Source organism: Alkalimonas collagenimarina (genome assembly GCF_030717845.1).
Classification (GTDB): domain Bacteria; phylum Pseudomonadota; class Gammaproteobacteria; order Enterobacterales; family Alteromonadaceae; genus Alkalimonas; species Alkalimonas collagenimarina.
Window position 1 is genome coordinate 123,990 of sequence record NZ_JAUZVZ010000007.1, and the last position, 14,638, is coordinate 138,627.

Here is a 14,638-nt window from a genome sequence, read left to right on the forward strand (position 1 = left end):
AACATTCCCTAAAACGTAGAGCACATATCGTGCTGTGCCAGCGATGGTAAAATTTCAACAAGAAGCTCCGGTTGCCCCGTGAGCTGAGTTAACTGCGCCAGTGCGCTGATATATAGGAAAGCAGCATTCAGAGCCTTTACTTCGGTAGCGGCTAGCCTGAGCTGTGCATCGGTCACTTCGAGTGAGGTAGCCAGCCCTTCCTCGAACGCTCTATGTTGCAAGCGGCTATGCTCTGTAGCCAGATCAATGTCATGCTGCAGTAACTGAAATTGTTCAAGATGCTCTTGAACCGCACGATATGAACTTTCTATGGCTAGCTTCACATCCGCATCGGCTTGTTCTTTGGTCAGCTTTACCTGTTCTTGCCGCATTCGTGCCGAATCGATACTCGCATTTCTGTTGACAGGGGTCGTGAAGTTGTAGCGCATGCCTACACCCACACTCCAGTCTGGCTCGGTAAGCGGAGTGGCGGAGCGGTTTAAATCATAAGAGGCTGCGACAAAAAACTCGGGGCGCTTTTTCCCTTGTTCAATAGCGATCAACTTAGAGGTTTGTTTCAACTTTTCAGCCAGCTGTTGATAAATAGGGTTGCCACTTCGAGCCTGACTCACAAACCAGTCTGGGCTATTAGAAAGCGCAACCGGCACGGGGAGCTTGGTTGATAAACAATCAAAGGTATCTGTTTCTATTAGATTTTTCAATGCAGCTTGAATGTCACTGTATTGACGCTTTGCTAAAAGTAATTCTCTATTCGCCTCGGCATAGGCAACATCCGCTTGCATTTTACCAAGCTCTGTAATCAGGCCTTCTTCTTGAAAGCGTTTTGCTCTGTTCACATGCATGGATATCGTATCCAGCGTTTTTTCACGAACCGAGACGACTTGCCGCATCATTTGGTTCGAAAAGTAGAGATCAGATAATCGCTTTAATAACTGAAGCTGCAGTATTTTTTGCTCGGCTTGTGCTTCGGATAGTCTGGAGGATGCTAGTTGCTGGGTCGCTTTCGTTCTACCTCCTGTGTATAGAGGCCAGATCACGCTTACTTGTGAGCGTAAACCGCTTTTGTTGATGTCGAGATCAGCTCTTTCGTTTACAAAGGGAATGGTAAACGAGACGTCTTTTTCGTAAGCTATCCCTGCAACCAATATACTAACCTGAGGTAAGTTCAGGTCATCTAATGCTTTTCGCTCAGCTTCTCTGGCTTTGATGTCAGCTTGCTGGATCAATACTTGTCGTACATCAACCAATCGCTGTTCTGCCTGACTAAAGCTGAGCGTTCGCTCTGCAGCAGTTAATGATAACGACGCCAGCGACAGAGCAGCAACCAGCAAGCGGCATTTCAAAGGAGCGAGCATACAACCTCACAAACAAATCATAATGAATAACTGGACAGCAGTGTTTTGGTACCGTCGGTCATGTGTTTACTAATTTTTGCTACATCGGCTTCAATGGCTTTGGATGTTCGCTTAACTCATTCAGAACAAATAAAAATATAGTTCATATTGTTAGTAAATGTGAACATACCTACAGTATTGAAAACATCAGTATTGCATCAATACCTGTTTTGCTTTTACTGTACACCACCTTATGAATTCAAAAAGATACTGTTATGCGCGGAATGCGAAGCACAGCCAAGCAGCCAGAACCGACAAAGCGTAATTATGCCATGTCATTAAAGCAAAGTATTCAGACGCTTTGGCCTTATTTAATGGCATTTAAAGGTCGTGTGCTGATGGCATTGCTTTGTCTGGTAGCGGCAAAAGCCGCTACCTTGCTTTTGCCTTGGGCGCTGAAAGAAATCGTGGATGCCGTGGATGGTCAGCGGCAGCAGTTACTCATGATCCCTGTAGGCCTGGTGGTGCTGTATGGCTTATTACGTTTTGCTACGGTGTTTTTAGGCGAGTTGCGTGATGCTTTGTTTGGCCGTGTGACTGAGCATGCTATGCGTCAGCTGGGCTTAAAAGTATTTCAACACTTGCACAGCTTGGAGCTGTCGTTTCATTTAGATAGGCAAACGGGTGGCATCAGCCGGGATATTGAGCGCGGTACCAATGGTTTAAGCTTTTTGATGCGTTTCCTGATGTTCAACATTGTGCCGACACTATTTGAGATTTTAGCGGTCGCGATGATTTTTGCCGTGGTGTTTTCACCTATCTACGCCTTGATCATGCTGTTGGCAGTTGGCTTGTATATTTTCTTTACCATTTTTGTCACCGAATGGCGTAATGCCTTTATTCGAGCGGCTAATCAGGCCGACAACACCACCAATAGCCGGGCTGTTGATAGCTTGCTGAATTACGAAACCGTCAAGTACTTCAACAACGAAGCCTACGAAGCGAAAATTTACGATGGCTTTTTGGCCAACTGGGAGCAAGCCCGGTTAAAAAACCGCTTGAGCTTGCTGGTACTGAATTCAGGCCAGGCACTGCTGATTGCGCTCGCGATGACGGCTCTGATGTGGTTGGCGGTGGCAGAAGTGGTGGCTGGCACCTTAAGTATTGGTGGCTTGGTAATGCTCAATGCTTATTTGTTGCAGCTGTTTATGCCGCTGAATTTCCTTGGCTTTGTGTATCGGGAAATTCGCCGTGCAGTCACGGATTTGGAGAATATGCTGGGATTGCTGACTCGTAACCCCAGCATTGCAGATAAAGCGGAAGCCACTGAGCTTCAAATTAGCGGGGGGTGTATTTCGTTTCAACAGGTTAGTTTTGCTTACCAAGCCGACAGGCCAGTGTTGCATCAACTGAGTTTTGCGGTAGGAAGCGGCCAAAAAATCGCCATTGTTGGGGCTTCCGGTGCCGGCAAAAGTACCATTGCTCGCTTGCTGTACCGTTTTTATGATGTTCAGGCTGGTCAGATCCTGATTGATGGGCAGGATATTCAAACGGTTACGTTGGAGTCGTTGCGCCAAGCCATTGCCATTGTACCGCAGGATACCGTGCTATTTAATAGCAGTATTCGCGATAATATAGCCTATGCAAAACCGGACGCTGCAGCCGAAATGATTGACAAAGCCATTGACATGGCCCACTTACGGGATTTTATTAATAGCTTGCCTGATGGCGATCAAACTCAGGTTGGGGAGCGTGGCTTGAAAGTGTCCGGCGGCGAAAAGCAGCGCATTGCTATTGCCCGTGCCATTGTAAAAGGGGCGCCTATTTTGGTATTTGATGAAGCAACTTCTTCTTTGGATTCATTGTCTGAGCAAGCCATTTTATCGGCAATGCGCGATGTCGCCAGGCAGCATACCAGCCTGGTGATAGCGCACCGCTTGTCTACAGTAACCGATGCTGATTGCATTGTGGTGCTGCGCCAGGGGCATGTGGTGGAGCAGGGGACGCATCAGCAATTGCTAGCTCAAGCAGGCGAATATGCCCGGATGTGGCAGCAGCAGGCGCAGCAGAAAAAATAACCATTATGCTTGTTTAGTCGCACAACGAAGGAGCGAATGATGTCCGGCCCACTGCAAGGTATAAAAGTATTGGATCTCAGCCGAATTCTGGCCGGGCCCTGGGCCAGCCAGGTGTTGGCCGATTATGGTGCTGAGGTCTGGAAGGTGGAAAAGCCGGGCGAGGGCGATGATACCCGGCGCTGGGGGCCGCCTTTTCTAAAAGATGTTGCTGGTAATAACACCGGCCAGTCGGCCTATTTTCTCTGCGCCAATCGTGGCAAGCAATCGTTGTGCATTGATATCAGCACAGCAGCCGGGCAGCAGCAAATAAAAGCACTGGTTCGCGAAGCTGATGTTCTACTGGAAAACTACAAAGTAGGCGGCCTGAAGCAATACGGGCTGGATTACTCCAGCCTGAAAGCATTGAACCCCACACTGATTTATTGCTCCATCACCGGTTTTGGCCAGACCGGCCCTTATGCAGCGCAAGCTGGGTACGATGCCATGATTCAGGCGATGGGCGGTTTGATGAGCATTACTGGGGAACCCGATGGCTGTGCAGGGGCCGGCCCACAGAAAGTGGGGGTGGCGGTGGTCGATTTGATGACCGGTATGTACGCTGTGTCTGCCATACTGGCAGCACTGCATCATCGCCATCAAAGCGGCGAAGGCCAACACATCGATTTAGCCTTACTGGATACGCAAGTGGCTTGGCTGGCTAATCAAGCATCGAACTATTTGGTCAGTGGCGAAATACCCGGTCGGTTAGGCACTGCTCATCCGAATATCGTGCCGTATCAGGTGATGCAGGTGAACGATGGCTTTATTATGTTGGCGGTTGGTAATGATGCTCAGTTTCAGCGCTGCTGTCAGGCGCTGGGTTGTACTGAATTGGCGGTGGATCCTCGTTTTATTAGTAACAGCAACCGGGTCCGGCATCGGGAGCAATTGATCCCATTATTGGCTGGTTATCTACTTAAAAATAGTATGGCTCACTGGTTGCAAGCATTCAGCAGCGCTAAGGTGCCATGTGGGCCAGTCAATGATTTGGCGCAGGTGTTTCAGCATCCACAGGTGCAAGCTCGGGCCATGCAGTTTGAGCTGCAGCACGCCAAAGGCTATAAGGTACCGATGGTAGCCAATCCGGTAAAGTTCTCGGCCACACCGCTGAGTTACCAGCAAGCCCCACCGGAGCTGGGGGAGCACACCGATCAGCTTTTAAACAAACAGCATAAAACGCCATGAAAACGCTGATGTTTACTTTTTGATTGTGGTAGCCTAAATCTTCGTTTAAGCATTCAACGTTGGATACAGCAAGCAGATGACAGCACAGCACTGGCCGACCGGCTTTATGGTATTGCAAAGCAACCGACTTGAAGCCATGCGTGATGTGATGGTGAGCTGGACTCAACAGTACCCGTTAAAGCCGCTGGAGTCTGAAGTCTTTCTGGTGCAGAGCAATGGTATTGCTCAGTGGCTAAAACTGGCTTTGGCAGCGCCAATCGCCGAGGGTGGGCAGGGCATTGCGGCGGCGGTGAAAACCGAGCTGCCCGGCCGTTTTCTATGGCAGGCATACCGCGCGGTATTGCCGGAACTTCCCGATAGTTCGCCTTACAGCAAAGAAGCGATGAGTTGGCGGCTGTATCGATTACTGGCCGACTTGCCTGATGATGCCTTGATGCAACCGCTGAATGGTTTTTTAGCCAAAGACCCAACCGACCCAAGACGTCGCTACCAACTGGCATTAAAGCTCGCGGATCTGTTCGATCAGTATCAGGTGTATCGGGCCGACTGGCTGCAGGATTGGCAAGCAGGTCAGGATCGTATCGATCACAAAGCCATCCCTGCCAATCAAGGCTGGCAGCCTGTGCTATGGCGTTTATTGCTGCAGGATATCCAGCAAGCGGGCATCGAAGGCTTGAGCCGCTCTCAGGTGCATCAGCAATTTCTAACCCGCTGCATGCAGTTAACCGAACGGCCCACCGCGCTGCCACGACGAGTTATTGTCTTTGGCATCTCTTCTCTGCCGAAACAAACGCTGGATGCACTCAAAGCCATTGCTGCCTTCAGTCAGGTGCTGCTCTTTGTCAATAATCCTTGTCAGGAGTACTGGGGCGATCTGGTGGATGGTCGCGATCTGTTCAAGCAAGAATACCGCCGCTCACGGCGCAGCAGTCAGCACCGCTTAAATACCTTAACGGAAGATGCTTTGCATCTTGCGGGCCATCCGTTATTGGCTTCGCTGGGTAAACAAGGGCGGGATTATTTGCACCTGCTGGATGAACTGGATCAGACCGGGGAGTACCACAGCTACTTTGATGGCAAAATCGATTTGTTCGAATCGCCCGGTGAAGATAGCATACTGCAACAGTTGCAGTTCGACATGTTGCAGCTGCATTCAGCACAAGAGCGCGCCGAGCTGCAAACTGAGCCGGTAGCGATTGACGATAGTTTACAATTTATTCGTTGCCACAGCCCGTTGCGTGAAATTGAAGTGCTGCACGATCAATTATTGGCCACTTTTGCACAGGCCAAAGCCGCGGGTCAGCCTTTGCAGCCAAAAGATGTGCTGGTGATGGTGCCGGATATTAATCAATATGCCCCCTATATTGCGGCTACCTTTGGGCGATTAGAGCGCGACGATCCACGTTATCTGCCCTTTCATATTGCCGATCAGGGCTTACGCCACCGCAATAGTTTGTTGGTGGCATTTGAAACCCTACTGGCATTGCCTGAGGCGCGCTTTCATGTATCAGACATGCTGGATTTTCTCGATACGCCGGCATTATGCACTCGGTTTGCGCTAAGCACGGCAGATTTAAAGCGGCTGAAACACTGGATCAAAGGCGCTAACATTCGCTGGGGGCTGGATGCTAAGCAGCGACAGAGTCTGGGTTTGCCGGCTGACTTAGAGCAAAACAGCTGGCTCTTTGGTTTAAAGCGCATGCTGCTTGGCTATGTCAGTGGCCCGAGCGAAAGCTGGCATCAGATCCAGCCTTATGATGAAGTGACTGGATTGGATGCGGCCTTGGTTGGCCCTTTAGCTCAGTTACTTGAACAGCTGCAGCACAGTTGGCGAACGTTGCAGCAAAGCCATGTGGTCGCTGAATGGCTAGAACTGCTGCACGGTTTGCTGGAACAATATTTTGTGCCAGAAAGTCAGGACGATGTAGCGGCGGTGAGCCGCATTAAAACGCAGCTGACGACGTGGGCAGAGCAAGTAGAGCAAAGTGGTTTGACAGAAGAGCCATTGGCGCTCGACATTGTGCGTGATGCGCTATTGGCTGATTTGGATAAACCGAGCTTGCAGCAACGGTTTTTGGCCGGTGCTGTCAATTTTGCCACCCTGATGCCAATGCGGGCGATCCCATTTCAGCAGATCTGGCTGCTTGGCATGAATGATGGTGACTATCCGCGCAGTGTAAAGGCGGCTGACTTTGATTTGATGGCATTGCAATACCGCCCGGGTGACCGCTCGCGGCGCGATGATGATAATTACTTATTTTTAGAAGCTTTATTAGCTGCCCGGCAAAAGCTGGTGATTAGCTGGGTCGGTTTTAGTATTCGCGATAATACCGAAAAGCCGCCGTCGGTGCTGGTAGGGCAATTACGGGATTACCTGAAAGCGGCCTATCCACAACAAGATATGCTGCAGCAATTGACGCTGGATCAGCCGTTGCAACCCTTCAGTCGGCGCTATTTTCTATCCGACAAACAATCAGAAAGTCAGCCCGGCCGTGATAAGCGGCTGTTTAGCTACGCTCACGAATGGCGTTCTGCACTTGAGCCGCAGCATGTTGTGTATGAGGATGCGTCCACACTTTGTTTTGCCGCGCAACCGGCAGAGATCAGCCTGCAGGATCTCGCGGGTTTTTTACGCCACCCGGCACGCGTCTTGCTGCAAAAAAGGCTTGGGGTGTATCTGCGTGATGGGGCGGATGAGCGAGTTGATGATGAAATGTTCCAGTCTGCTGGACTCGAGGGGTGGGCGCTGGATGATAAATTAGTCTTGGCGGTATCGCAGGCATTGCAGCACACCTGTTCGCAACACGATAAAGCGGATCAAAGCTCAGCACAGCAGGCGATGACAGAACAAGTCAGCGCCGTAGTGGCAAAAGAAGCCACCCGACTGCGCGAAGCTGGTGAGTTTCCGTTAGGTGCTTTTGGTGATGTGCTGTGGCAGCAGAAAACCAGCGAATTAACGCCGACCTTTCAGCGCTGGATGGAGCTAAGGCAGCAATCGACCCCACTTACGGAGCGGGTGAGTTGTAAGCTGCTGCTGGATAAGGCGTTGCCAGTTTTGTTTCAGGATAGCCTGAATGATTTACGTCACACCACGGATGGTCAGTATATCCGGGTGCTGGTGCAGTCGAGCCGTTTGCGCGATCAGAAGCAGCAATTGAAATGGTATCACTTGTGCCGTTACTGGCCAGCGCACCTGATGGCGCAGCGCTTTGCTCCAGTCAGCACTTATCTGGTTGGCCCCGATGGCGTCGAGTGCTTGCCACCGGTAGCTGCTGAGCAGGCAGATACCTGCTTGATGACCTTGCTGTACTGGTATCAGCTGGCGTTACGGCGTCCTTTGCCCATTGCTTGTAAAACAGCTCTGGCGCTGCTGACGTCCGATAAGCCGGAGGTGGATGCCAGTAAAACCTATGAAGGTAGTGACTTCGTCGGTGACTTTGCCATGACGGCGGAAGCCAGTGATTATCCACTGTTACAACGCTTCTGGCCGGATTATGCCAGCCTGCAGATCGAGGATGAATTTCATACCTTGGTTACCGAGTTGTATCAGCCTTTGGTAGCCTCTTTAGGTCGTGAAGGAGGGCGCTCATGAGTCAACTCGATTTACTGCGTTTTCCACTGCATGGCAGCCGGTTAATTGAAGCCAGCGCGGGTACGGGCAAAACATTCTCGCTGGCGTTTTTGTATCTGCGTTTGGTACTGGGGCATGGGGCAGAAGCTGAGCGCTTTATGCGGCCCCTGACACCAAAAGATATTCTGGTACTGACGTTCACCGAGGCAGCGACTGAAGAGCTGCGTTCACGGATCCGTGAGCGTTTGGTGGAAGCGGCCGATGCGTTTAGCCAGCCATCCGCTGCACTGCCGGGCCAGAACGATGGCGAAGACCCGTTGCTCGCCCTGCAACGCAGTTATCCGCCAGCCGATTGGCCGGGCTGCGCTTTGAGATTACGCCGGGCGGCTGATGCCATGGATGAAGCGATGATTTCTACCATCCATGGCTGGTGCAATAACATGCTGACTGAGCATGCTTTTGATACCCGTGGGCTCTTTAATCGTGAATTGGTGACAGACCAAACGGCGTTGCTGGATGAGATCATCAAAGATTATTGGCGTCAGCATTTTTATACGCTTGATCCCGAGGCGGCAGAAGCCATTAGCGATTGCTTTCGCTCGCCACAACGGTTGCATCAAGCACTGAATAAGTTACTGCATCAGATCGATCCTCAGGTCTTTTTTCAGGGCCAGCCTTTCGTGGTAGAAAGCCTGACTGACTTGCTGTCCGCTTACCTGCCAGCGAAACAGCAACAACAGCAGCAGCAAGCGGCGTACGAACAGTATCAGCAGCAAGTGGCAGCCTTGACGGAGCAGACACAAAGGGCGTGGCAACAAGAGTGGCCGAGCATTGAGCCCTTTTTGTGGTCGGTGCAGGAGTTGCTGCTGGCTGGCAAACATGACTCAGCATCAGCCGACAAGTTCGCTACGATGTTGGATAGCTTGCAAGCATGGAGTTTGGGCAGGGCGAAGCTTAGCGCGAAAATGAAAAACTTCGCCAAGGGGCGTTTTGCTTTTAAACAGAAAGTCACTATACCAGCTATCCCCGACTTAAATGCTTTTCAACGTATGGCAGAACTGGCTGATTTTATCGACAGTGAAAAACCAGCTGCGGTCAGCGAGATTGAGGTACCGCTTAAACAAGGGATCTTATGCCATGCGCTGGCTTTTGCCCGCAAAGAGCTGGATCGGCGTTTGGCCCGCCGTGCGCAGATGGGCTTTAATGACTTGCTGACTGAGCTCGATAGAGCGCTTGATCAGCAGCAATCTGGCGAGCACGCTCGCCAACTGGCCAGCAGCATCAAAACCGCTTATCCGGTTGCCATGATCGATGAGTTTCAGGATACGGACCCGCTGCAGTATCGTATTTTTAATCGTATTTACCAGATCGCCGGGAACCCGGCAGACAGTGCCGTAATTTTGATTGGCGACCCAAAGCAAGCCATTTACAGCTTTCGCGGCGCTGATATATACACCTATTTGCAAGCCAAAGCTGATACGTCGGGGCGGCATTACAGTTTAAACCGTAATTTTCGCTCGACAGAAGGGGTGGTGCAGGCCTGCAATCAGTTGTTTTTACGTGGTGAGCAGCATGAGCGAGGGGCCTTTCGTTTTAAGCAACCAGAGCAAAACCCACTGCCTTACCTTGAAGTTGCCGCTCAGGGCCGAAAGCAGCAGTTGATGCAACAGCAGCGGCAGGTTCCAGCGCTCAGTATTGTGCATTTACCAAGCGATGAGCCTTATAGCCTGAACGATTACAAAGCCTTGGCCGCCTCCTGGTGTGCCAGCCAGATAGCCTCTTTATTGAACGATGCTTTAGAGCATGCCTGCTACTTTGCCGATGAGCATGAGCACACGGCTGTACAGCCAAAAGATATTGCAGTGTTGGTGCGCAGCCGCGCGGAAGCGCAGTTGATCAAAGATGAGCTAGCCAAAGCCCGTATCCCCAGCGTTTTTTTATCGGATCGGGACTCTGTATTCAGCTCTTCAGAAGCCAGTGATATGGTGCACTGGTTACGTGCTTGCGCGGACCCAACCGATTTAGGGCTGGTAAAAAATGCCTTGGCGACCACTACGCTGGCCATCCCTTTAACACAGCTGGCGTTATGGCAAGACAATGAAATGGCGTTGGAGCAACAGGTGCAGCGCTTTATGCAGTTGCATCAATGCTGGCGTCAAAACGGGGTATTGGCGATGGTGCGACAGTTGCTTGACTACTATCAATGGCCAGCGAGGGTGTTATCCCAACTGCAGGGCGAGCGCTCGCTGACCAATGTGCTGCATCTGGCCGAGTGGTTGCAACAGCAAGCCGAGCAACTGGATGGAGAGCAGGCACTGATCCGCAGCTTAACCGAGCACATTATCGATCCTGGTGAAGAGCAGATCATGCGTTTAGAAAGTGATGCCGCCTTGGTCAAAATTGTCACTATTCATAAGTCGAAGGGATTGGAGTATCCGCTGGTATTTTTGCCCTTTATTGTCGGTTGGCGACAAGTGACCGGCAAAGATCGTCAGGTGAGTTACCGTATCGGTGATCAGCTTGGGCTGGAAATTTCTGATAAAAAGCTCTTTGCTGAAGCCTGGCAGCAAGCGGATGATGAACGTTTAAGTGAAGACATGCGCTTGCTGTACGTCGCCATGACTAGGGCTCGCCATGCACTATGGCTGGTGACTGCTGCTACTAAAGTGGGTCAGGCCAAGGCACCACAAAATCAGCTGGGCGCTTTGGGCTACTTGCTCAATGGCGACGAGTCGTATCCAGATGCGGCCGCGGTTGCGGAGCAGATGCTGTCGTTGCAGCAGGATGCCATTGTTCAGGTGATGGAATGCACGGACTGGCCAGAGCAACCTTATCAGGGCCGACAGCATGACGATGTGTTGCAGCCAGCGTTAACGCCTGCAGATCTGGCCATTCAGCCGTGGTGGATCGCCAGTTATTCTGCCATTCAGTTTGGTGGCAGCTCTGAATCAAAACGTGCTGAGGGGCTGCCGATGGAGCCAGAGCAAGCCGATGATGAAGTCGCGAATGAAATGCGTGATGAGCAGGGGCAGCCTGGCCAACCGATAGCCGCTGTGGAGCTAACAGCCCATACGGTGTTGCATGCGTTACCGCGAGGCGCTGAAAATGGCACCTTTATGCATAATCTGCTGGAGTGGGCGGCAGAGCAGCGCTATCAAGATGAACAGGGCCAGATTTTTCAAGGTTTTGCCGCGACGGCTCTGCATCATGAATTACGACTGCAGGAAGTGACCAAGCGCTGTCAGCAGCAACAGATCGAACATTTGGCCCCAGCTCTTAGCAACTGGTTACATGACTTCTTGACCACTCGCTGGCGTTTAACCGCGCTCGCCTTGCCAGATGGTGGTACAGCAGAATTTGCCTTGGCCGAGTTGGTACCAGAGCAACTGGCGGTTGAACTGGAGTTTATTCTGGAGAGTCACGCCGTCGATACCCGCCAGCTCGACCGCTTGGTCACTGCGCAAAGCTGGCAAGGGCAGGCCCGACCGCAGGCGCAGCCCAATCAGCTGAATGGCATGCTCAAGGGGTTTATCGATTTAGTGGCAGAGCATCAGGGCCAGTATTATGTGATTGATTGGAAAACCAACTGGTTGGGTGAGGGCGATGACGCCTATTCTCAGCAGGCGATGCTGGATGCCATGCTGCATAAACGCTACGACATGCAATACGTGCTCTACCTGCTGGCTTTGCATCGATTATTGCAATGTCGGCTGGCTGATTACGATTATGACCGCCATGTGGGTGGAGCCATTTATGCGTTCTTACGCGGCAGTCATCACCCGGAGACACAGGGCTTATTGATGGATAAACCGCCGAAGTCACTAATACTGGCGCTGGATGCACTGTTTCGGGGGGAGTATAAGGAGTGCGCGAATGGCTGATACGCTGTTGTCTCAAGCCTATAACTGGGCAGAGCTGGGTCTGATCAGACGGTTGGATCTGATGCTTGCGCGCTTTTTTTCCAACGAACAGCCGGATATCACGGCTGCCGAAGTGCTGGCCATTATACTGACGAGTGAAGCCAATGGCCGTGGTCATGTCTGTTTGGATCTAAAGGCGGTGAGCGAGTCCCCTGATCAGGTGCTGTTGCAACCGGGGCAAGCCATGGGTGATGAAAGAGCCGTGGCATTGCAGCAGCTTAGCCAGTACCTTCATGCCTTGGCAGTCGAAGACTGGTTGGCGGCGTTAAGCCACTCTGAACTGGTTGAAAACCATTTAAGCAACACAGTCGTTGAGCCAAATCACCGGCCTTTTGTACTGGCTGGTAGCGCAGCGCAACCCTTGTTATATATGCGGCGCTATTGGCAGTATGAAGCGGACATCAGCCGGGCTATTCAACCGCGACTGGCTCTTCAACAACACCCAGCTATTCAGCCGGGACTGGCAGGCCAGCCATTGCCCACAGCTTTGATGCGCGCTTTATTGGCAGGGTTATTCGCGTCAGCACATGACAGTTCAGAGTTCAATTGGCAGCAAGCCGCCTGTGCCTTAGCGGCGCGTAGTCAATTTGGTATTATCACCGGTGGGCCGGGTACCGGTAAAACTACCACAGTAATAAAGTTATTGGCGCTACTTCAGGCTCTTCGTCTCGCCAGACAACAGACTCCTTTGCATATTTGCCTGGCCGCACCGACAGGCAAAGCCGCCGCCCGGCTCAATGAATCGGTGGCGGGTAGTTTAGCCAAGATGGATTTTAGCCGCTTAGCTGACTCCGGCAGCTTAGATCAGCAGGCATTAAAAGCCTGTATTCCAACCGAAGTGACCACTTTGCATCGGCTACTGGGTGCCCAACCCGATAGCCGGCACTTCAAATACAATCAGACCAATCCACTGCCAGCAGATGTGGTGGTGGTTGATGAAGCATCCATGGTGGACGTTGAGATGATGGCGGCATTGCTGCAGGCGTTGCCAGCACAGTGCCGCTTGTACTTGTTAGGAGACAAAGATCAACTGGCTTCGGTTGAAGCGGGCTCTATTTTAGGCGATCTATGTCGTGATGCTGAAGCAGGGCGTTATAGCACTGAAACGGCTGATTATCTGGCGGAAGTCTGTAATCAATCCTTACCCTTAGCGTATCTGACAAGTAGCGAACCAGCCCCTGCATTGGCACAAGCGATTACCATGCTACGAGTCAGTTATCGCTTTCATCAGGGTGGCGCTATTCATCAATTGGCGACGCTGGTTAATACCGGCATGCTGGCTGGTGAGTGGCAACCAAAGCGGATAAAAGCTTTAAAACAAATCTTCAGTTCAGCCGATGCGAAAGGGAAATTGCAGCTGATCCAGCAATCACAGCAGCAGCCGCACTTTAATAGCCAGCTGAAATCCCTGCTGATTGAAGGCTATAAGCCTTATTTGGCGGCCGTAGCCAGCTTTGATGCTGCAGCTGAGCCAGCTCAGCGCGATCAGGCGGCGCTGGCGATATTGCAATTACAGCGTGACTTTCAATTACTGGCTGCGGTCAAGCAAGGAGACTGGGGGGTTAGCGGTTTAAATCAGCGAATTGAACATTTGTTGCAGCAGCATCAATTGCTGCAAACCGATGGCTACCACTGGTACGCCGGTCGGCCGGTGCTGATGACGCGTAACGATTACCATTTGAAGCTGATGAATGGCGATATTGGTATTTGTCTGCCCTATGTAGAGAATGAGCAACACTCATTACGGGTTGCTTTTCCAGATACTGAACTCGGGATCCGCTGGGTACTGCCCAGTCGATTGGATGATGTTGATACAGTATTTGCCATGACGGTGCATAAATCACAGGGATCGGAGTTTCAGCATGCGGTGCTATTATTGCCAGCAAGCAGCAGTCCTTTACTGACCAGAGAGTTGTTGTACACCGGGATCACCCGTGCCAGTCAGTGTTTTAGTTTGATTTACGACCATGAGTACGTAGTTGAAGCGACCATGCAGCAGCAGGTGCAGCGAGCCAGTGGCATAGTGATAACTACGTTATAAACTTCGTACAGATAGCTGCGCTATAAAAGATTACCCTACCATGCAGAATGCAAGTAGGGTAAGTAAGTGCGGCAGAATTACTGCGCGATGGTTGCAATGACTTTGACTTGATCCGTCACATCACTGGCGGGGATATAACCAATGCTGTTTGGGTTGGCAGCAATAAAGTCAATTTTCTCAGCGCTAGTGGCGACTTCTACCGGCGGCCGGCCTTTGCCGGTAAACACCAACCGTGACCAATAAGCTTTCATTTGCGCTGGGCTGCGGCCTAAAAGCTCTTGTTCAAAATGGTCACGTAGTGGGTTGCCATCAGGCAGGTTCACAGGCATTAAACTACCGGCACGACCCATGTATAGTCGTGATATTTCGTCTTCAGAAATATCGGCTGCTGAAGGGTGAGCAATCACCACCATATCTGCCAGTGATAAAGTCGGTACACAAAGTAGTACAGCTAATAGTAACTTTTTCAT

The 14,638-nt window shown here is 51.3% G+C and carries 7 protein-coding genes; 5 read left to right on the top strand and 2 right to left on the bottom strand.

Translation table 11 applies throughout. The features are described from left to right. Positions 1-8: 8 nt before the first annotated feature. Positions 9-1,355: a TolC family protein gene (locus Q3O60_RS06655; protein WP_305893124.1), complete on the bottom strand. Its 1,347-nt coding sequence runs from the start codon at positions 1,353-1,355 to the stop codon at positions 9-11. A 254-nt stretch (positions 1,356-1,609) separates the two neighbouring features. Here Q3O60_RS06655 and Q3O60_RS06660 point away from each other — a divergent pair, with 254 nt between their 5' ends. The 5 genes from Q3O60_RS06660 to recD all read left to right on the top strand — a co-directional run bounded on the left by Q3O60_RS06660 (position 1,610) and on the right by recD (position 14,168). Next, a complete protein-coding gene (locus Q3O60_RS06660; protein ID WP_305893125.1) occupies positions 1,610-3,412 on the top strand; it encodes an ABCB family ABC transporter ATP-binding protein/permease in 1,803 nt (600 codons plus the stop codon). A gap of 39 nt (positions 3,413-3,451) precedes the next feature. Continuing rightward, positions 3,452-4,636 (top strand): CaiB/BaiF CoA transferase family protein, encoded by a 1,185-nt coding sequence (locus Q3O60_RS06665; protein WP_305893179.1) that lies wholly within the window; start codon positions 3,452-3,454, stop codon positions 4,634-4,636. 76 nt (positions 4,637-4,712) lie between these two features. Beyond that, positions 4,713-8,228 carry an exodeoxyribonuclease V subunit gamma gene (recC, locus tag Q3O60_RS06670; protein ID WP_305893126.1) on the top strand — a complete coding sequence of 1,172 codons (3,516 nt, stop codon included), beginning with the start codon at positions 4,713-4,715 and terminating at the stop codon, positions 8,226-8,228. Further along, positions 8,225-12,088: an exodeoxyribonuclease V subunit beta gene (gene recB, locus Q3O60_RS06675; RefSeq protein ID WP_305893127.1), complete on the top strand. Its 3,864-nt coding sequence runs from the start codon at positions 8,225-8,227 to the stop codon at positions 12,086-12,088. The genes recC and recB overlap by 4 nt, the downstream gene beginning before the upstream one ends. Then, the gene (gene recD, locus Q3O60_RS06680; protein ID WP_305893128.1) at positions 12,081-14,168 is read left to right on the top strand and encodes an exodeoxyribonuclease V subunit alpha; all 2,088 of its coding nucleotides are present in this window, start codon (positions 12,081-12,083) and stop codon (positions 14,166-14,168) included. The genes recB and recD overlap by 8 nt, the downstream gene beginning before the upstream one ends. Positions 14,169-14,245: 77 nt before the next feature. Here recD and Q3O60_RS06685 read toward each other — a convergent pair whose 3' ends face one another. Next, a complete protein-coding gene (locus Q3O60_RS06685) occupies positions 14,246-14,638 on the bottom strand; it encodes a type 2 periplasmic-binding domain-containing protein (RefSeq protein ID WP_305893129.1) in 393 nt (130 codons plus the stop codon).

What these genes read in the sequence shown, in the direction of transcription:
- Q3O60_RS06660 (WP_305893125.1), top strand. Translation starts at nt 1,610, where the DNA reads ATGCGCGGAATGCGAAGCACAGCCAAGCAGCCAGAACCGACAAAGCGT.
- Q3O60_RS06685 (WP_305893129.1), bottom strand. Translation starts at nt 14,638, where the DNA reads ATGAAAAAGTTACTATTAGCTGTACTACTTTGTGTACCGACTTTATCA.
- recD (WP_305893128.1), top strand. Translation starts at nt 12,081, where the DNA reads ATGGCTGATACGCTGTTGTCTCAAGCCTATAACTGGGCAGAGCTGGGT.
- recC (WP_305893126.1), top strand. Translation starts at nt 4,713, where the DNA reads ATGACAGCACAGCACTGGCCGACCGGCTTTATGGTATTGCAAAGCAAC.
- recB (WP_305893127.1), top strand. Translation starts at nt 8,225, where the DNA reads ATGAGTCAACTCGATTTACTGCGTTTTCCACTGCATGGCAGCCGGTTA.
- Q3O60_RS06665 (WP_305893179.1), top strand. Translation starts at nt 3,452, where the DNA reads ATGTCCGGCCCACTGCAAGGTATAAAAGTATTGGATCTCAGCCGAATT.
- Q3O60_RS06655 (WP_305893124.1), bottom strand. Translation starts at nt 1,355, where the DNA reads ATGCTCGCTCCTTTGAAATGCCGCTTGCTGGTTGCTGCTCTGTCGCTG.